Source organism: Pseudoalteromonas lipolytica (genome assembly GCF_003515105.1).
Taxonomy (GTDB): Bacteria; Pseudomonadota; Gammaproteobacteria; order Enterobacterales; family Alteromonadaceae; genus Pseudoalteromonas; species Pseudoalteromonas lipolytica.
This window is the reverse complement of the sequence record NZ_CP032090.1, coordinates 1,961,116-1,980,742: the sequence shown is the minus strand read 5'-3', so window position 1 is coordinate 1,980,742 and position 19,627 is coordinate 1,961,116. Positions and strand designations below refer to the sequence as shown.

At 40.2% G+C, this 19,627-nt stretch carries 14 protein-coding genes and 2 tRNA genes; 5 read left to right on the top strand and 11 right to left on the bottom strand.

All coding sequences use genetic code 11. The features are described 5' to 3' along the window. Nucleotides 1–249: 249 nt before the first annotated feature. From D0907_RS09040 to D0907_RS09010, 7 genes are all read right to left on the bottom strand, one after another. Nucleotides 250–1,737, bottom strand: a complete 1,488-nt coding sequence (locus D0907_RS09040) for a tryptophan halogenase family protein (protein WP_075593517.1) — start codon at nt 1,735–1,737, stop codon at nt 250–252. Nucleotides 1,738–1,746: 9 nt separating this feature from the next. Continuing rightward, entirely contained in the window at nt 1,747–3,273 is a 1,527-nt protein-coding gene (locus tag D0907_RS09035; RefSeq protein WP_118844346.1) for a tryptophan halogenase family protein, read from the bottom strand. A gap of 201 nt (nt 3,274–3,474) precedes the next feature. After that, complete coding sequence (locus tag D0907_RS09030) at nt 3,475–6,447, bottom strand: TonB-dependent receptor (protein ID WP_036968060.1); 2,973 nt, start codon at nt 6,445–6,447, stop codon at nt 3,475–3,477. A gap of 578 nt (nt 6,448–7,025) precedes the next feature. Further along, a tRNA-Val gene (locus D0907_RS09025) sits at nt 7,026–7,102 on the bottom strand. Nucleotides 7,103–7,128: 26 nt separating this feature from the next. After that, nucleotides 7,129–7,205: transfer RNA gene (locus tag D0907_RS09020), tRNA-Val, on the bottom strand. A 113-nt stretch (nt 7,206–7,318) separates the two neighbouring features. Further along, nucleotides 7,319–8,287 (bottom strand): DUF3080 family protein, encoded by a 969-nt coding sequence (locus D0907_RS09015; protein WP_162898038.1) that lies wholly within the window; start codon nt 8,285–8,287, stop codon nt 7,319–7,321. 28 nt (nt 8,288–8,315) lie between these two features. Then, nucleotides 8,316–9,671: an MATE family efflux transporter gene (locus D0907_RS09010; RefSeq protein ID WP_036968066.1), complete on the bottom strand. Its 1,356-nt coding sequence runs from the start codon at nt 9,669–9,671 to the stop codon at nt 8,316–8,318. Between the two features lie 97 nt (nt 9,672–9,768). Between D0907_RS09010 and D0907_RS09005 the strand changes: the two genes are divergently transcribed. Beyond that, a complete protein-coding gene (locus D0907_RS09005) occupies nt 9,769–10,398 on the top strand; it encodes a riboflavin synthase subunit alpha (RefSeq protein WP_118844344.1) in 630 nt (209 codons plus the stop codon). Here D0907_RS09005 and D0907_RS09000 read toward each other — a convergent pair. Together D0907_RS09000 and D0907_RS08995 are read right to left on the bottom strand one after the other, a co-directional pair. Further along, the gene (locus D0907_RS09000) at nt 10,395–10,598 is read right to left on the bottom strand and encodes a CPXCG motif-containing cysteine-rich protein (RefSeq protein WP_036968072.1); all 204 of its coding nucleotides are present in this window, start codon (nt 10,596–10,598) and stop codon (nt 10,395–10,397) included. The genes D0907_RS09005 and D0907_RS09000 overlap by 4 nt on opposite strands. 212 nt (nt 10,599–10,810) lie before the next feature. Then, nucleotides 10,811–11,671: a fructosamine kinase family protein gene (locus D0907_RS08995; RefSeq protein ID WP_118844343.1), complete on the bottom strand. Its 861-nt coding sequence runs from the start codon at nt 11,669–11,671 to the stop codon at nt 10,811–10,813. A 111-nt stretch (nt 11,672–11,782) separates the two neighbouring features. Here D0907_RS08995 and D0907_RS08990 point away from each other — a divergent pair, with 111 nt between their 5' ends. After that, on the top strand, nt 11,783–12,478 hold the full coding sequence (locus D0907_RS08990) for a hypothetical protein (protein WP_036968078.1): 696 nt from the start codon (nt 11,783–11,785) through the stop codon (nt 12,476–12,478). A 47-nt stretch (nt 12,479–12,525) separates the two neighbouring features. On the opposite strand, the gene D0907_RS08985 is transcribed toward D0907_RS08990, so the two are convergent. After that, nucleotides 12,526–12,888 carry a DUF3718 domain-containing protein gene (locus D0907_RS08985; protein ID WP_036968081.1) on the bottom strand — a complete coding sequence of 121 codons (363 nt, stop codon included), beginning with the start codon at nt 12,886–12,888 and terminating at the stop codon, nt 12,526–12,528. A gap of 364 nt (nt 12,889–13,252) precedes the next feature. Here D0907_RS08985 and D0907_RS08980 point away from each other — a divergent pair, with 364 nt between their 5' ends. From D0907_RS08980 to D0907_RS08970, 3 genes are all read left to right on the top strand, one after another. Continuing rightward, entirely contained in the window at nt 13,253–14,038 is a 786-nt protein-coding gene (locus tag D0907_RS08980) for a hypothetical protein (protein WP_036968084.1), read from the top strand. Nucleotides 14,039–14,151: 113 nt separating this feature from the next. Beyond that, a complete protein-coding gene (locus D0907_RS08975; protein ID WP_036968087.1) occupies nt 14,152–15,534 on the top strand; it encodes an amidohydrolase in 1,383 nt (460 codons plus the stop codon). Between the two features lie 11 nt (nt 15,535–15,545). Then, nucleotides 15,546–16,772: an amidohydrolase family protein gene (locus tag D0907_RS08970; protein WP_036968090.1), complete on the top strand. Its 1,227-nt coding sequence runs from the start codon at nt 15,546–15,548 to the stop codon at nt 16,770–16,772. Nucleotides 16,773–17,073: 301 nt separating this feature from the next. Here the strand turns inward: D0907_RS08970 and D0907_RS08965 are convergent, their stop codons facing one another. Further along, nucleotides 17,074–19,296, bottom strand: coding sequence for an NADP-dependent isocitrate dehydrogenase (locus D0907_RS08965; RefSeq protein WP_036968093.1), 2,223 nt, complete (start codon nt 19,294–19,296; stop codon nt 17,074–17,076). Nucleotides 19,297–19,627 lie beyond the last annotated feature (331 nt).

Genomic DNA, 19,627 nt, shown 5'->3' with positions numbered 1-19,627 from the left:
TTTATTTTAATAACGGGTTTAATACGGTGTTTTTTGCATTTTAAAAAACAATAAAGCAAGTGTTACTGCTTGCTTTATAAAAGAAAAAACGATTAATAATTACACATCTCTGTTGACACTCGCTGTAATAGTATGACCTTATAAAACGCGTATACTTACCAAACATATTTAACGAGGTATGAGTACTGACACAGCATACAGACTCTATGCGATATGAGCCTAAAAAGTGCATGGCAATCAGTCAATACACTAATTGTTCTGTGAGCAATACTTACTTACAAACTCTTTATGGTTAGGCAATTGCGCAAGGCGATGTGCTATTTGCTGTTTAATACCGTGTAAAAACTGCATTAATTCTTGTTCACTCATTAAGCTGGCTACATGATGATATTGCTGTGGCTTTATTCCTTGACCAAGCATTACCTGCACCCATGAATCAACGCGAAATATGTCACCGTCATCTAAAAAAACGCGCCCTGTTTGTTTAAATAATGCAATTTTATGGCTGAGTGTTTGAGTGATCTCCATTGTTTTGCAATGACGCCAAAATTCACTATCGTCTCGGTCGGTTACACTGTAGTGCAGCACGATAAAATCACGAATGCTCTCGAGTTCAGATTTTAATTGTTTGTTGTATTCATCAATTGCATGTTGGCTGATATGGGTGAACGGGAATAATCGTATAAAGCGGATTATACCGGTCATAATAAGGTGAATACTGGTTGACTCGAGAGGCTCTAAAAAGCCACTTGCGAGACCCAGAGCGAGGCAGTTTTTATTCCAGCCTTTTAGACGACGCCCCGTTTTAAATTTTATGACTTTTGGTTCTGTTAAAATCTCGCCACTAATATTGTTGAGTAATAGGTGTGTGGCATCCGCGTCAGTCAAATAGCGACTGCAATACACTAAGCCATTACCTGTACGGTTTTGTAATGGTATTTGCCACTGCCAGCCCGATTGGTGTGCGATTGAGCGTGTATAAGGGAGAATTTCATCTGAGCCTGTTGTTTGTACAGCGACAGCGCTATCACACGGTAATAAGTGTGACCAGTCTTCAAAGCCTGTATGCAAGGCTTGCTCTATAAGTAAGCCTTTAAAGCCAGTGCAATCAATAAAAAAATCCCCCGAAACGGTGGTGCCATTTTTTAAAGTGACACTTTCAATGAAGCCATTCGTTGCAGATTTGTTGATGTGCTCTATCTTTCCTTCTATGCGTTTTACGCTGTGTTGTTCAGCAAAATCTCGTAAAAATAAAGCATAGCGATTGGCATCCAAATGAAAGGCATAGTTGATTGGGTTTTGCTTGTTGAAGCCAAATTTTCCGTGTTTTGCAGCCTGCAATTCGTAACAATAGTCGCCAAAATCATCTTTAACACCTTGATTTTTAGCATGTAACCAAAAGTGATGGAATTCGCCAGCCCAGCACTCTTTGCCTGTCATGCCAAACGAGTGAATATAGTCACTGTTTGGTTTGTGCCAATTTTCAAAACTGATCCCGAGTTTAAAAGTCGCCTGTGTTTGGGTCATGAAGCGCTGTTCATCTATACCCAGTAACTTATGAAAGGTGCGAATAGGGGGGATTGTTGCCTCGCCGACACCGACAGTCCCAATTTCATCAGATTCAATTAAAGTGATGGTTATTTCATTGCCTAATAATTTAGCTAACGCAGCTGCGGCCATCCAACCGGCGGTACCGCCCCCAGCAATAACGACATGTTTGGTAAAGTGATTTGTCATTCTTAACCCTTACTTAGCTAATAGTTGTTGGAGTAATAAGCGGTTGCTAGGTAAATTTTTTAAGTAGTGCCCAATCCGCTCTCGATTTAGCTTACACAGTTGCTGCGCAAATTCTTGCTGTTTTATGCTCATATGAGCGGGTAAACGGGTGTGAAAACCCATGCCATAAAGCACATATTGATAACTAGCCGAAGGGAATACTTCTTCATTTTCAATTAAGTCAAACCGACTTGGCGGTTGATAACACCATAATTCGAGTAATTTCTGTAACGCGGTTGGAATTGTATTCGTTTGGCGGTTATCGAGCCAGTATGGGCTATCATTGCGTTTGCTAAGCACATAATGGAGTTTTAAGAACTCGATGACTTTTTGCCAGCGGTAGTTAAAGCGCTCATTAAAACGTGCGCTTAATAAAGTCATATGTTGGCGGTTTGACGGCATTTGCTCGCTTAGCATACTAATACTTAGCTCCACCATCGCTAAAGCTGACGCTTCCAAGGGCTCAATAAAGCCTTGTGACATACCAACAGCGACACAGTTTTTATGCCAAAACTCTTTTCTGTATCCTGGTGTAAAGCGCAGCGTTCGAGTATCAAGTTGCTCCGCTAGTTTGGAGCCAATAGATTGCTCTGCATAGTGTTTTAAGGTCTTTATTGCCGTTGCTTCGTCACAATATTTATCACTGAATGTGTATCCTATGCCCCGTCGAGTAGGTAATCCAATATCCCATATCCAGCCTGCTTGTTGCGCAGTGGATAACGTTGCTGACGCGATATTATCGTGTGGATCCTGATAGGGAAGGTGGGTCGTGACGGCGCAATTATTGAATAAAATGTGATTCTGATTTAAGTACTCTATTTGGTAGTGCTTTGCAATTAATAAGCCTGCACTACCTGAGCAATCAATAAATAAATCCCCAGAAATAGCTGCGTTACTGAGCGTATTTACGCTTTGAATATAGCCATGACTATCATTATTTGCATTCAGTACATCATCAACAATGTGTTTTACATTAAGCTTGTTAACACAATGATGCGCTAAAAAGTGAGCAAACTTATGTGCATCAAGGTGGTATCCATAATTTGTAACAGCTGCATAATCAGGTGTTTGGGCTTGCTTTGGGGCGAGAGCGGCCTGACAAACAAAGCTTTGCATGTTTACAGTGTCAGCGTATTTATGCTCTGGGGATAGGTATTGCCATGCCGCATGAATATCACATTCGGTATAGCCTTGAGGCACCATAAAAGGGTGATAGTAATTATCGCCTTCTAATTCTGTTTGCCAGTTAATAAATTTAGAACCTTGTTTAAATGAGGCGTCGCAATGACGTAAAAAGTCAGTTTCTTTAATACCGATGCGTTGCAGTGTGTTTCGCATCGACGGCCATGTGCCTTCTCCAACCCCAGAGATCCCAATATTAACTGACTCGATTAACGTTATGTTTTTATCAGGGTGTTCGCTTGCCAGTAATCCCGCTGTTAACCAACCTGCGGCGCCACCACCCACGATGACTATGTTATTTATGTGTGTATTCATAGCATTACTTTAAATAATAAAAGCCGCTCCAAACAAGGAACGGCTTGCGGGCATAAAAAGGGTTCAGCTAAATATGCCTCTGACAACAAAGCTAAGTCTCATTACCATGAGCAATAATTAACCAACGGTCCACACTGAAACACGTACGGTGTTTGTGCATCAAGAGACTGGCTAAAAATGCATCACGATAAGAGATAGTATCTAGAAGTTATAGCGCATACCGACATTATAACGCGCGCCATTTTGTTCTAAATTCCATAACTGTGCTTTGTAGCGACCATGCTGGCGGCTATTTTGTTCTGTGATGTTAATCCCTTCTATAAAGAAAGACATTTTTTCACTGTAGTTATATGCCACATTAAAATCGACTTGATAATATTCTTCTGTGAATGCTGGTTCGTTAACATATCGTGCAGCACTGTTTAAGAACTTATCTCGCCAGTTATAGGCAATACGCGCTTGGAATTTATCATTTTCATACATGGCTATGATATTTGCTGTATCACTTAAACCGACTAATGCAAATTGTGTTGTTGTGGGATCTGCTGCAACGTTAAAATCAATATCGCCATTTACAATGGTGTAGTTGGCTTGAACACCAAACCCAGAGTCACCGAAGAAGTGCTGAATCGCTAATTCATACCCGTCTATTTTGGCGTCTTTATTGTTGGTTGGCACTTGAGCTGTAAATTCCATTAACGGATCGTCACCATTAGGCAATATATCATATGCGGCTTCGAATTCTTCGTAGCTCATTGAGTCAAATTCAACCCCATTTTCCATTGCAGCCACCATTTGGAATAGGTTTGAATCTGTTATTGCAAGTCCTCTGGCTTGTAATTCAGCAATGGCCGCTTGTGCACGAGGGCCAGCTGAGACATCACGTAAGTCATAGTAGTTTTGTGTCATGGGTGTTAAACCAATAAAGTTGTCGACTTTTTTATTGTAATAACCAACAGATACATAACTGACATCACTGTAATACCATTCAACAGACACATCAAAATTGTCAGACTCAAGCGGGACTAACCCCGGGTTACCTGTTGATGCTGGTGCATTCGTTGTTCCCGGAATAAGTTTTGGACCTGTAGGTACGCCGACAGTCGCTGCAGAACTTAAATTATCATAAGTAGGGCGGGCGATCGTGGTGCTGTATGATGCTCTCACTTTTACATCATCAACCACGTTTATATCGAAATCGATACTCGGTAAAAAATGGTTGTAGTCAGAACTGAGAGAGTAATCTTGTTTATCTGTACCATAACGCACATTGAAGTCATTATTGCCTTCCCATGCAACAGCATTAGGTAAATCAATATTAGCAGTTGATGTGACATCTGTGGTTTCGTAACGCGCACCCACTAATAGGTTGAATGGCATATCACCTATTTCACCTTGATGTTTATATTGTACAAAGGCTGCTTTAATTTCTTCTTTTATTGTTCGGTTGGTTGCGAATGCACCGTCAGCAGCAAAGTTAAAACCGTACTGCTGTGCAGCCCAATAACCAATTTCAGATGCACTGCCAGTAAACCCTTGATCAAATGATCCTGAGGTATCGTAGTCATCAAATTCATTTAAAAAATTAGTCGGGTTTAAATAACCATCAGGAAGTTCCCCTGGGTTTTCGATACCCCAGTTACCCATTGTATTTCGAGTAAGAGATTGTAATGAATGACTTTCCATTGAACGAGACTCAATGCCGAAGTCAATCACGCCGGTTTCTATTTCATATTTACCGAGTAATCGGAATTCATCGACTGTTGATTCTTGACGAGCAAAGTTACTATCAAGAATAGAAGTACCTACATCGCTTTGTTCCAAAGCACCACTGCAGTTTAGGTTAGTGCGCGAGCAATCATCAAAATTGATAACCATCGAAGGAAGATCTCGGCTAAAGTCAACTTGCTGGCCTGCAACTATATTGGCACCTAATCCCGCATTTACCCAGCTGCCGTAGGGGGCATCGGGTTCACTTGTTGCTTTTGAGCTATGTGCGTCAAAAACAAAGCTGAGTTGATCATTAAAAAAGTACTCAAGGTTTAGGCCGATAGAGTCATTTTTATTTACTTGATTTAACTCTTGTAGAGCCAAACCTATATCTCGAGTTGATAAATCACGACGCTCTTCTTGGTAATAAATAGGCGTTTTTACGGCATTATCGTCAAATATTAGGTGGGTTTTATAGTTATCCATCCATATTGACTGCTCTGCGCGTGCTTCATATAAGTCTTGTTGCGAATAGGTATAATCAAGTGTTGCTGTTAATGATTCGACGGGACTATATTGTAAAGTTAATTGAGCGTTCGTACGTGTTCTTTCGCGGTCCGCAATTGTATAGCGAAGATCAGATGGCATTGAATAATACTGGCCCATAGCAGGGGCGTTCTCAACAATAATGTCATCAGCTGCTTGTGGAATTGTTCCATCGTATGCTGTTGTGCGCCATTCGTTGACAAATGCACCCGTTGCAGAGCTATCACGTTTTTGCATACTCGCGGTGAGTGATACGCCAAATTTGGCATCGGCATCAGTCCAACTAAAAATACCTGATATCTCTGGAGTGATATCATCAGCAACACGATTTGTTGTATCGTGCATTGCTTTTACACCCACGTTTGCAATTAAACCAGGGTTATCTAATGGGCGAGTTGTATTAATGTTGATTGCTGCACCAATTCCACCTGAAGCAATGCTTGCTTTACCTGTTTTATAAACTTCGACTGATTTAACACTTTCAGAGGCTAAGTTTGCAAAGTCATAAGCTCTTGAGTTAGGTGTTCCTCCTCCCGCTGGTAAGGAAGCTGCTGGCATAGTACGGCCATTGAGGGTAACCATATTATAATCAGGACCAAAACCACGCACAGTAACCTTCGAGCCTTCACCATTACTTCTATCAATTGATACACCCGTAATGCGTTGTAATGATTCAGCTAGATTCGTGTCTGGGAATTTACCAATATCTTCAGACGATATTGCATCCACAACACCGGAAGAGTAGCGTTTTAGTTGCGTTGATTCTTTTATACTACCTTTAAAACCAGTAACTTGAATAACTTCAATGTCGCTGTTGTGTTCAGTTTGTTCTGCGAAGGCCGGTAAACAGGTACTTGCACCTAAGAGCAAAGATAAGCTAGTTGCTAACTTTGTTCTTTTAAAGTTATGGCTTGACATTAGGTTTCCCTCGTTCTTTATCATTGTTATTCACGCAGCAAGTGCATGCTATTGTTGTCTAAATATGCCTTTTCATAAATATGGAAGCGCTACCATAAATAACGAAAAAGAAAACGCTTCTGAAAGCGCTTCCAGAAAAGGGTAGTGCTAATTTTCGTTTACGTCAACAGTTGATTTAAAAAATTGATTAAAAAATAACACAAGCCATTTACCGTTATTTATTAATTCGTTTTCATTATTACCGTTTACTTCATGTAGTAATTAAATGATAAATAAGTGCGGTAACTAACAGAGTCATTGCGATTTTTAATTATTCTACGACTCGCTTAAAGCTTGCAGTATCTGGCGTGGGCTAGGAGCAGTGAGCGTGATATAACCAACAGTGCTAGGGAAGATATAATTAAGAGTGGGTGTGCTTTAAGCAATTGGGCTAATTATTTTTATGTAAAAATTTTGGAGAGAATTAATTGGTACGACCGAGTGGATACGCACCACAGACCACTGGACCGGGTCATTAAGAATGGGTGTGCTTTAAGTAACTGGGCTAATTATTTTTATGTAAAAATTTTGGAGAGAATTGGTACGACCGAGTGGATTCGAACCACCGACCCCTACCATGTCAAGGTAGTGCTCTAACCAACTGAGCTACGGTCGTACAATAAAGAAATATCAAATAAATCGTGGTACAACCGAGTGGATTCGAACCACCGACCCCTACCATGTCAAGGTAGTGCTCTAACCAACTGAGCTACGGTTGTATTTTGATTTAAGCGGTTGTTTAATTGGCTAAACAACGGTGGCTAATATATAGCGACTGGTTTCTTGAATCAAGCTGCTTTAGCTATTTTTGTGTTAAGTGCTGTTTTTTTATTCATAATGGACTAATTTCACACTGCTTATAAAAGTTTTGCCACCAAGTAACGTGTTGTTTTGCTGAAAATTTAAGCTCTGTAAGAATGTTGCCTTCATGGCTGCTATCAACATAATGACCTAACGTTGGGTCTTGCCATATTTTTTCGTACAAAGGTAGCAGTGACTCGAGTTTACCTGTTAAGAATGATTGATAAGGTTGTAACTGCTCTAAATAAAACTTTTTAAAAATATTACTGAGCTTTTGTGCTTTCTGTTTATTTTTGTTAGCAGGGCAGAGTGCGTCTATTTCATATTGCTGCAATAACGTTGTGAGTTGCTCATTATAATGAATTTGTGTTCTTACGGCAGACACTAATAAGGTGTTGTATTTAAACTTATTTAATACTTCTAACGCGTTTATAAGCGACGCTGTATCAATTTCACTAATGTCACCGGTTTTAATTTGTTCGTTTAACATCGCGAACATGCTCATAGCGTGCTCGGTTTCTGTGAAGCCTGCCGTGTGTTCATCTAAGTTAGATGACGTAAGTTGCCAAATAACTTTAAATTCTCTTTCGTTCGTTATCATTGCTTCAAAATACTGCGGGAGCGTTTGTTGTTTTTGCTCAGAAGCTTGGGCAATTTTTGTATACAGCGGATTGTCAGGCGATAGGGTATCTAAGCACTTTTCAGCGGCTTGAATAAAATCAATTTGATAGCTAAGCACACCCGCAGCAGTGGCTGTTTTACCTAATTGATTATTATGCTCTGCAATTAACGTTGCGAGTTCACATTGACGTAACTGCGCAAGTTCTAACATGCCAATGGTGTGAGCGCTGCCTGAAACGATATCAAAATGAACGGGCTCAATGCGCGCGGGTTTAGTGAGTTCAAATTCTTTAAATGCAAGAACATTATTGAGCCTTTCGGCATATGTTTTGTTTATATCACTGGCTGAGGGTGAGCAACCAAATAGTACAAGGCTCACAGCACACACTGTGAGCTTAAATAAAGACTTAGTTTTGCTGAAAAGGTGCATAGTTAAATCGCCTATGAACTGTGTACATCAACATGATGGCCGCAGCACTGAGGCCAACGATAATACCTATCCAAAACCCATGAGGCCCCATCGCTGGCACAATTAAATCTGTACGAGCAAGTACGAACCCAAGTGCAAAACCGATCAACCAATACGACACGAAGGTAATATAACCAATTGGGGCGGTATACTTTAAACCACGTAAAATTCCATTGGCAGAAACTTGTAATGCATCAGGTAATTGGTAAATACAGGCAAGTACCATGATTGATGAGGCAAGCGCTAAAACCTCAGGATTATCTGAGTACAGTTGGCTAATAATATCTCGCGCAAAGAAAGTCACACTCGCCAATAAAAAGGCAATAATAGCGGCTAAAATATAGCTTGTACTCACCGCACTTCTTAATTGTTTGAAATGCTGTTGTCCAAACAAATTACCAATACGAATACTAATAGCTATAGATAAACTCAACGGCATCATGAAAAGTAAAGTGGTTACACTTGCCGCTATTTGATGGCCTGCGACAGCAACAGCACCTAAATGTGCAATAAACAGTGGAATACAGGCAAACAGTGTCACTTCGAAAAATGTGGCCAGTGAAATAGGAATGCCGACTTTAGTGATTGTCCACATAGTGGCAGGCTGTGGTAACGAGAAATTCGCTAATAACGCCTTTGCATTAATTTTTTTATCAAAATGGCAGTATATCATTTGTGTGATAGCCATCGCCGTAAAAACTAACGCCGTTGCAATACCACAGCCTGCACCGCCATACGCATTAAAACCTAAATGACCGTGTATAAACACGTAGTTAGCAGGAATATTAACGGCTAAGCCGATTAAGCTTATGTAAAAAGCAGGTTTGGTCATGCCCATACCCTCAGTGATATTGCGATAAACACTAAAGAGTAAAAAGCCAAAAATGCCCCATTTTACAAAATGTATATACTGTTCAGCGAGCGTTGTAATCGCCGCTGTTGTATTTAAATGAGAGAGAATACTGTCTGCTAAAGTAGCAAGCCCTAAGCCAATGACACTAAGCACCAGCGCTAAATATAGGCCTTGTTGAAAATAATGGCTTATGCCGTGTTTGTCATTTGAGCCCGAAAACTGCGCAATAATTCCCGTCAGTGCAAGCAGGATACCTTGAAGCGCTAACATTAAGGGGTTCCAAATACCTGTTGCAATTGATAAAGCAGCCAGATCCGTTGCACTCACTTGTCCTGCCATTACGGTATCAACAACCGTCATTAATATCAGGGTCACTTGCGCCAAAAATACAGGGATGGCTAAAGAAATTAACCGTTTGGCTTCCCAACTACAAAAAGACATAAAATACACAACTAAAAAAACAGGTTGTCATTGTAATCTATTCAAAGATCAATAAAAATCGCAGATATGTATTTTGCGAATAAAAGAAGACGCCAAGATGTTTACTGGAATTATACAAACTCAAGCCATTGTCGAACACACAAAGCACGAGGGTGGGGTACTAAGGTTAACCTTAAAAGTCGCTAATGAGTATGCGCAAAAACTGACTATGGGTGCCAGCATTGCAATTAATGGCTGTTGTTTGACTGTTGTCGAATTTAAAGCACTTCAGGACAGTGATTTTACACTTATTTATTTTGATGTGATTGATGAGACATTAAAGTTGACTAACCTTGGTCAATTGCAAAACGGACAGTGGGCCAACTTTGAGCGCTCCGTAACGGTAGGCACTGAGCTTGGGGGGCATATTGTATCGGGCCATATTCACTGTATGGCAAACATAACGTCTATTATACATGAACAAAATAACTGCAAAATGCATCTTACAATCGATCCAAAGTGGCAAAAATATTTATTGTACAAAGGGTTTGTCAGCGTAAATGGTGCAAGTTTAACTGTGGGTGAGGTTGATGAGCGTGGTTTTTGGTTACACCTCATACCTGAAACTCTCGCGATTACTAATTTAGATAAACAACGCGAAGGCAATCTACTCAATATTGAGGTTGACCAACAAACTTACACAATTATAAACACGGTTGAAAACTATTTGGCACGACAAGCAAATTAAAAAATTTGCTCGTCGTCACTGTCAACATGTAATTCTAATTTGTTGTGTGCGTAGTCAATGTGCATGTTTAAATGAATAGGGTTACAGCATGCGCTACATTCTTCGTAATAATCTTGGTCGCCTTCGCTGGCATCTAATGCCACGAATATATGATGTCCACAATGAGGGCAGGATATACGTTGAGAAAAGTTATCTTTCATCAGCTTTTACCTTAATCAGGCATGCCTGAATTCGTTAAATTGCAATCTTATAAAATCGTAATCTAATGGTGATGAACGCAAATTTAATAAGATTGATATAACTTACACACTAACCGCTAAACAAGCGGCTAGCACCTGTATATAAACGTGTTCTATTTACACTATAGTCCTGTTCTTGCGTTTATGACATTCGTTTTACAGCAATTTAAAGTTTATTTAAGCAGCAAATCAATTTGTTGTTTAGCTTCAGTCAGATAGTGTCCGGCAAAAATATTAGCGTGATTTAAAATAGGGTATAGCTGATAGATCAATTTACGCTGTTCATAGCCATTTTGCAGGGGGTATTGTTGATTGTATGCAGTATAAAAAGCATCAGGAAGCGGTGCGAAAAGTTCGCTCATAGCGATATCGCATTCCCGGTCACCATAATAGCAAGCAGGGTCATACAGACTAGGAACCGCTTGTATAAAGCCCATATTTCGTCGCCAAAAGTCGCCATGCAGTAATGAAGGTTCGACATTATGGCCGTGCAAGGTGTCTTTAATAAAAGCGATAAACATATCTTGATCAACGAGTTCAATGCCTTTTTCTTGCAAGAGTTGAAGTTGCCAACCAATCCGTTCTTCTGCAAAAAAAACATCCCATTTTTTGTGCCATCGGTTTGGCTGGACTGTGGGGCCTAAAAAGTTGTCATGATCAAAACCAAACATGGCTTGCGTATGCTTTTGATGAAGTGTGGCTAAATGTTCGCCCATCGTATGCCAATTTGAGTGAGGAAGTTTGTCCAGTTCTAACCACTCTAAAATGATGAATGAAAATTCAATATTGCACCCTGTGGCAATGCAGTCGGGGATCATAAATAAGCTTTCTTGCGTTAAAAGCTTTAAATTAAAGGATTCGCACTCTAATCTTTCTAAATCACTTAAGTGAGCCACCTTGACAAAAAATCGGTGATTTTCATCGCGCAGTTCAAAGTATTTATCGCTGTTGGGCGATTGCAGTTGGCGTTTAAAGGTATGCTTAAAATCAAAGTGCATAGCTTGGCTTATCTGTTCATTCACTGAATTCCACATAATATCGCTCACCTTTTAACCATGTAGTTAAACTATGGCAAAAAGTCGGTGAATTAACAATCTCATAGCGTTAATATTATTAAATATTTTGCTGTGTGCGTGAGGATTTAAATGAATAAAAGTCTTGTTACTAATTTAGTGGCTTTGGCCTTCGTGTTAGTTGGATTTTTGTTTGATCAGGCGATTGTATTATCTGTGGGATTATTTGCTTTGTCTGGCGCTGTAACAAACTGGTTAGCGATACATATGCTGTTTGAAAAAGTACCTTTCTTGTATGGCTCAGGTGTCATTACGCTAAAGTTTGAGTCGTTTAAAGCATCCATCAGGCAGTTAGTCATGACGGAATTTTTCGCGGCAGAGAAAATAGATCAAGTGATGGCTCTTGCGAAACCTCAAATAGAATTAGAGCCTGTTATTGCTGAAGTAAACCTAAGCCCAGCCTATGACTCATTAATCGAAGTTATTGAGCAATCGCAATTTGGCAGTATGTTAGGAATGTTTGGTGGACGTGATGCCTTAGAGCCAATGCGTGAGCCGTTCATAAATAAAATGAAACAGGCCGTCATTGATATTTCTCACAGTGACGAATTTAAAACAATACTCGATGAAAAGCTGTTTGCAAACTCGCACATTGGTGGCTCGTTACATAACACGGTAGAAAGGTTAGTGGATGAGCGTTTAAACGAACTAACTCCCGTCATGGTAAAAGATATCATTCAAACAATGATTAAAGAACATTTAGGCTGGCTGGTTATTTGGGGTGGCGTGTTTGGTGGTGTATTTGGCTTAATTGCTGCGCTTTTATAAAAAGTGTGTAGCAGACCTATACAAGGTCTGCTACATCAAATCTGTCATTATTTAGAACCCGAAATGACGTAGACGGTGTTATCACTGACTTTAGCGATATCTTGAATACTTGTTTTTGTTTGTTGCTCTAAATTTAAGTAGCTTGCTGATTTATTAAAGCCATAGGTGCTGGCAAACTGTGCCGTAGACATATCATTGCACTGTAACTTGTCTGAGATGACGCGTTTGTTTAAGCGTAAATCACGCATTGTTTGAGCAAGGTTTATGGGTTTATTTGACACAATAGCCATACATGCTTGTGTCCCAGCAGAATTATCTGCAGCTACAAACTGTGCGGCGTTTGCATCTGTTGCTGCCATTGAAGAACCGACAATAAGTGCTGTACCAAATGCTAATGTTAATGTATTCATCTTTCTCTCCAGTTGTTTGTCCATGTGACATGAAAGTCGTGCAACCTCGCGTGGGATACTTCACAATTCCTATTTGCTAGGCACCATTAAAGTATTACCCTAAATTTGATTGATTGCTGTTAATGAAAACGGACAAGATGTAAGCAAGTATGTAGATGTGTACCCCAATATATAACCGTTTGATTAGACATATTTTAAAGTATGAATTTTGACACAAATAACGAGAAAATAATTTCATTTTAGAGCAAACTGAGCAGGTTTAGAGAGCGTATTTTCTATTTGTTTTACGGTATTGCTACATTTACGTTTTAACTCTAATTTAAATGTTCACTATTAGACACTGAATAAAGTGTAAGGAGTTTAAGTGACCACAAAATTATCAGGCTATTATCAACAAGCCTATGCCTCACATTCTAAGCATTTTAATCAATGCTTTTATTGTGGTTGTGAGGCAACTGAGCGCGACTATTGCCCCCCTCTTCATATGATGCAAAGTATTATTGATTTAGGTGAAGACGCTGAATTTATTTCAATACCAGCGTGTTATGAATGTTTTGCGCTACTTCATAATGAGCGAGTGTTAACGATTGATGGCCGATTCACCAAAGTAAAAAAGAAAATAGCCAATAAATATGCCAAAGCGCTGCGAGTATTTCACATGTGGCACGAAAATGAGCTTGATGATATGAGTGATGAATTTGTTCATAGCATTAAAGCGGGAATGAAATTGGGCGAAGAAGCTGCACAGCGGCTTGATTTTCAGGGCTACAGTTATTCGACTGAAGATGCCCGCGTTACTATTCGCGAAAAACGCACTGAATTTGATGTGCAAGGAATAGTCTTTTACGACTTTAAAGAGGCGCTAAATTACTGTATCAACGAGCTTAGCGTCGATAAAAGTGACTTTTATAAATTAGTCGTTGAAGATTATAACGGCGATTTTAATCGTGCCTTGAGTCAATATCGCCACCGTCATGAAAAAGTAACGGCAGCCACTGATGCCAATACTTTAATCAAAAGCTTTGCTAAACAACATAAACAAAACTCTGATTTCGTAACCCGTACCGTGACGCATTTTATTAATAAAGATCCTAGCCTCACGACCGAAGGTGCATTAGAGAAGCTCTATACGAATTACATTAAAAAATAAGTAACGGAAGAAATAACGTAATTCGTCTTACTTAAACGTCACTTACCTCGTTTGTTAGCATTGCTATTAACATTTGATTAAAGTTATATAATAAAAAAAGGAGAAACAACAAAATGCATAAATTTGCACCATCCTTGATGGTTATTTCACTTGGTATCGCGCTTGCGGGTTGCCAAGATAATGGCCCACAAGATCCAAAAGTAACGATTGATAAAAACCCATACCCAAGTACTTATAAGCCACTGGCATCAACAAGTACTCTTATTACCAATGCAACGGTACTAACAGGCACCGGTGAGCGTTTAGATGAGGCTGATGTTTATTTTGTTGATGGTAAAGTACAACAAGTAGGCAAGGACTTATCTGTACAAGCAGATAACACCATTGATGCACAAGGCAAGTGGGTCACGCCCGGTATCATCGATGTGCATTCGCATTTAGGCGCATACCCAACACCGTCTGTGGCATCGCATCAAGATGGTAACGAAATGACAAGCCCAGTGACTGCTGAAGTATGGGTTGAACACTCTATTTGGCCGCAAGACCCTGGTTTTAACCGTGCTCGTGAAGGCGGCATTACGTCATTACAAATTTTACCAGGCTCAGCAAATTTAATTGGTGGCCGTGGTGTTACTTTAAAAAATGTTCCTTCACATACAATGCAAGGTATGAAATTCCCTGATGCACCCTATGGCTTAAAAATGGCTTGTGGTGAAAACCCAAAACGTGTTTATGGAAGCAAAGGGGTATTACCTTCAACACGTATGGGTAATATGGCGGGCTACAGAACAGCATGGATTGATGCAACGGAATATAAGCGTCAGTGGGAAAAATATGACAGCGATTACGCGGCAGGTAAAAATCCTGAAATTCCTCACCGTGATATTAAGCTAGACACGCTAGCGGGTGTCCTTGATGGCGATATTCTTATTCATAACCACTGTTATAAAGCAGAAGAAATGGCGATGATGATCGACCTAGGCAAAGAATTTGGTTATCACTCAGGCACTTTCCACCACGGTATTGAAGCGTACAAGATTGCCGATTTACTCGCTGAAAACGGCAACTGTGCAGCACTGTGGCCAGATTGGTGGGGCTTTAAAATGGAAGCCTATGACATGGTTCAAGAAAACGTGGCTATTGTCGATGCGGTTAAAAACTCATGCGCGATTGTCCACTCAGATTCTGATACAACTATTCAACGCTTAAACCAAGAAGCAGGTAAAGTGATGTACCGTGCAAACGATGTTGGTTTTAATATTTCAGAACAACACGCTATTAAGTGGATCACAGCAAACGCTGCTAAATCACTGGGTATCGATGATAAAACAGGCTCACTTGAATCGGGTAAACAAGCCGATGTTGTTATCTGGAATCAAAACCCTTTTAGTGTGTACGCAAAAGCTGAGCAAGTATTTATTGATGGTGCCAAGGTATACGATCGTCATGATGAAAAATATCAAGCACAAAGCGATTTCATGCTTGGTCAACAGTAGGAGTAACATTGATGACAAAATTAACTAAAACATTTTCGCTCTCTTTAGTTGCTGCTGGTTTATTTTCGTCGGTAGCGAGCGCACAATCGATTGCAATTATTAATGCAACCATTCACACATCAACAGAACAAGGTGTATTAGAAGGTGCTAGTGTCGTTATTGACGAGGGAAAAATTGTTGCAATTAATCCAGAATCAATAAATGCAGACACCACTGTTGATGCTCAAGGTCAAATCGTGACCGCAGGGTTTATCGGTACGATGAACCAACTTGGCTTAGTTGAAGTAGGGGCTGTTGCGGGTTCTCGTGACGGCGGTGATGATAAAGCGAGTATTGATTTCGATCCTAGTCTTGCTTTTAACCCACGCAGTAGCTTAATTCCTTATGCTCGAAAAGGCGGGATTACTCAAGACGTAATCGTGCCAAATGGTGGTGAAAGTATTTTTGCAGGTCTTGCCTCTGTTGTTGATTTATCGGGTTCATTCGATAGTGTAAATCAAAAACAAGTTGCCCTTGTGGTTCATTTAGGTGAAAAGCGTAAAGGCTCACGTGCAATGTCGATGAAAACACTGATCGACAAGCTTGAAGGGCACAAGTCAGCTAAAAAAGATGATAAAAAAGACCCCACCACAGAGCAAAAGATCCTTGATAAAGTACTCTCAGGTGAAATGCCACTGATTGCCAGTGTACAACGCGCGTCAGATATCTATGAATTAGTGAAATTAAAAGACACGTTTGGAATTAATTTAGTAATTCATGGTGGTGATGATGCCGTTGTTGTTGCGGATACTTTAGCAAAAGCTAATGTGCCGGTGATTATCAGTTCTATGGCAAATTTACCGGGTAGCTTTGATTCAATGCATGCTAACTTAGCCAATGCAGGCAAACTCGAAAAAGCCGGTGTTAAAGTGATTATTGGTGTTGCAGGGGACTCGAGTCACAATGTTTACCAGTTACGTTTTGATGCGGGTAACGCTGTGTCGTATGGTATGACACAACAAGGTGCATTGAATGCGGTGACCAGTAATATTGCGGATGTTTTTGGCTTGAACTCAGGAGCAATAGCAACAGGCAAACGTGCGAACTTAGTAATGTGGTCTAATGATCCATTTGAATTGAAATCACACGTAAGTAAAATGTGGATCAATGGTGAAGAGGTTTCAACTGAAGCGCGTCAAGATAAATTGCGCGAACGTTACACAACCGAATCAGCGATGCCAAGAGCGTACACAAAGTAATTTTAATAAGAAAGGCCGCCTATGCGGCCTTTTATACCAATTAGCTTAATTAACTGGTCTTTTTTTCACGCAATAAAACCCCGTTTATACCAAGGCAAAAATGTCGTTAGCTAGTTGTTCTCGGCAATTGCTCCTGCATTGCTCTATCTCCTGCATCCATGCTGTCGTAAATTAGACATTTTTAACGCAGGTAGCGGCAGGTTTAATCACTCAAAATAATTAAGTCGTATTGCGGATTGGTATTATCGCATTCATAAAAAAAGCGCTCAATGAGCGCTTTTTTAACAGATTTCAATAACAATTAAACTAATTTAGCTAAAATGTCATTGAATGTTGTGCTTGGACGCATTGCTTTAAATGCCGCATCGTCATTTGGTTGGTAATAACCACCTACATTCATTGCTGTACCTTGTGCATCGTTCAACTCAGTAACGATTTGCTCTTTTTGTGATTCAAGGTCAGAAGCGATTTGCGTGAACTGTGCTTTTAACTCAGCGTCATCGTTTTGAGCAGCAAGTTCTTGTGCCCAGAATAATGCTAAGAAGAAGTGAGAACCACGGTTATCAATCTCTTTCACTTTACGTGAAGGTGATTTGTTTTCAGCAAGGAAAGTACCTGTCGCTTTATCTAGCGTATCAGCAAGTACTTGTGCTTTCTTATTACCAGTATTAACGCTTAAGTGCTCTAAAGAAGCCGCAAGTGCTAAAAACTCACCCAGAGAATCCCAACGTAAGTGGTTTTCTTTTTCGAATTGCTGTACATGCTTAGGAGCAGAACCACCCGCACCCGTTTCGAATAAACCACCACCGTTCATAAGTGGTACGATTGACAGCATTTTAGCGCTTGTACCTAGCTCAAGAATAGGGAATAAGTCAGTTAGGTAATCACGCAGTACGTTACCTGTTACAGAAATCGTATCTTTACCTTCTTTAATACGCTCAAGTGAGAACTTAGTCGCTTCAAGAGGTGCTAAAATACGGATATCTAAACCATCAGTATCGTGATGTGGTAAATACGCATTTACTTTTTTGATTAGCTCGGCATCGTGCGCACGATTTTCATCTAACCAGAATACAGCGGGTGTATTTGTTGCGCGAGCACGATTAACAGCAAGTTTAACCCAATCTTGAATTGGTGCATCTTTAACCTGACACATACGCCAGATATCACCTTGCTCAACAGCGTGCTCAAGTAATGTTGTGCCGTTTGTATCTACCACGCGAACAGTACCTGCTGCTGATACTTCAAACGTTTTATCGTGTGAGCCGTATTCTTCCGCTTTTTGTGCCATAAGGCCTACGTTAGGTACGCTACCCATGGTTGTAGGATCGAATGCACCATTTTCTTTACAGAAATCAATAGTTGCTTGGTAAACACCAGAATAACAACGATCTGGAATGACAAAACTTGTGTCTTGTAATTTACCTTCGCTGTTCCACATTTGACCGCTTGAACGGATTGCAGCAGGCATTGATGCATCAATGATCACATCGCTTGGTACGTGAAGATTAGTAATACCACGGTCTGAGTCAACCATCGCGATAGCAGGGTTGTTGTCATAAACAGCTTGGATATCGGCTTCGATTTCAGCTTTTTTAGCAGCATCTAGTTTTTCGATTTTAGCAAATACGTCACCAAAACCGTTATTCACATCAACATCTAACTCTTTGAAAAGGTCAGCGTGTTTGGTAAATACATCTTTAAAGAATACTTTTACTGCATGACCAAAGATGATTGGGTCAGATACCTTCATCATCGTTGCTTTCATGTGTAGTGAGAACAATACACCTTTTTCTTTAGCAGTCTGAATTTCTTTCGCTAAAAAATCTTGTAATTTTGCAACGCTTAGACGAGATGCGTCAATCACTTCGCCTGCTAGAAGCGGTGTGCTTGCTTTAAGTACTGTAACGTCGCCATTTTCTGCAACGTGTTCAATACGCACATCAGTCGCTTCTGCAACAGTCACTGATTGCTCAGAACCAAAGAAATCACCTTCTTCCATACTTGCAACATACGACTCAGAATCTTTGCTCCATGCACCCATTGAATGTGGGTTATTACGAGCATACTCTTTTACAGAGCTAGGTGCACGACGGTCAGAGTTACCCTCACGAAGTACAGGGTTTACAGCACTGCCTTTGATTTTGTCGTAAGTCGCTTTAATTTTTTGCTCTTCATCAGTTTTTGGCTCTGATGGGTAGTCAGGTAGTGCGTAACCTTTTTCTTGTAGCTCTTTGATTACAGCGCGTAGCTGTGGAACCGACGCACTGATATTAGGAAGCTTGATAATATTTGCTTCAGGCGTTTTAGCCATTTGGCCTAGTTCAGCAAGTGCATCATCAATACGTTGCTCTTCTGTTAGGTACTCAGGGAAGTTAGCAATTACACGACCTGCTAATGAAATGTCGCGAGTTTCAACTTCAACACCTGCCGCGTTAGTATACGCCTGGATGATTGGTAACAATGAATACGTTGCCAGTGCTGGCGCTTCATCTGTTTTAGTGTAGATAATTTTTGATGTCATCATCATTCCTAGATAGTTGGCGTAATGTTTGGCAGTTACTGCAAGCAGCCACCCTTAATTAGCCATATTCAACAATGCAATTATATTGCTATCAAATAATACCAACTCGCCATAACATTTGCTTTATTCGAGAATAAACCGCACCTAACAGCATTGCAGCGCTTATTTAGAATCACTAAATAACGACTTTTGCTGAGTTATCGGCAAGATTTTCCTCAATATCGCTCATTTAATTAACTGAATTGGTATCATAGCAATCAGTCTGTTAGCTGTTGCAACTTAATACGGGGTATCAAAATAACCACAGCTGACAGACTGTAAAATTCTTATA

What these genes read in the sequence shown, in the direction of transcription:
- D0907_RS09040 (WP_075593517.1), bottom strand. Translation starts at nt 1,737, where the DNA reads ATGACAAATCACTTTACCAAACATGTCGTTATTGCTGGGGGCGGTACC.
- D0907_RS09035 (WP_118844346.1), bottom strand. Translation starts at nt 3,273, where the DNA reads ATGAATACACACATAAATAACATAGTCATCGTGGGTGGTGGCGCCGCA.
- D0907_RS09030 (WP_036968060.1), bottom strand. Translation starts at nt 6,447, where the DNA reads ATGTCAAGCCATAACTTTAAAAGAACAAAGTTAGCAACTAGCTTATCT.
- D0907_RS09010 (WP_036968066.1), bottom strand. Translation starts at nt 9,671, where the DNA reads ATGTCTTTTTGTAGTTGGGAAGCCAAACGGTTAATTTCTTTAGCCATC.
- D0907_RS09005 (WP_118844344.1), top strand. Translation starts at nt 9,769, where the DNA reads ATGTTTACTGGAATTATACAAACTCAAGCCATTGTCGAACACACAAAG.
- D0907_RS09000 (WP_036968072.1), bottom strand. Translation starts at nt 10,598, where the DNA reads ATGAAAGATAACTTTTCTCAACGTATATCCTGCCCTCATTGTGGACAT.
- D0907_RS08995 (WP_118844343.1), bottom strand. Translation starts at nt 11,671, where the DNA reads ATGTGGAATTCAGTGAATGAACAGATAAGCCAAGCTATGCACTTTGAT.
- D0907_RS08990 (WP_036968078.1), top strand. Translation starts at nt 11,783, where the DNA reads ATGAATAAAAGTCTTGTTACTAATTTAGTGGCTTTGGCCTTCGTGTTA.
- D0907_RS08985 (WP_036968081.1), bottom strand. Translation starts at nt 12,888, where the DNA reads ATGAATACATTAACATTAGCATTTGGTACAGCACTTATTGTCGGTTCT.
- D0907_RS08975 (WP_036968087.1), top strand. Translation starts at nt 14,152, where the DNA reads ATGCATAAATTTGCACCATCCTTGATGGTTATTTCACTTGGTATCGCG.
- D0907_RS08970 (WP_036968090.1), top strand. Translation starts at nt 15,546, where the DNA reads ATGACAAAATTAACTAAAACATTTTCGCTCTCTTTAGTTGCTGCTGGT.
- D0907_RS08965 (WP_036968093.1), bottom strand. Translation starts at nt 19,296, where the DNA reads ATGACATCAAAAATTATCTACACTAAAACAGATGAAGCGCCAGCACTG.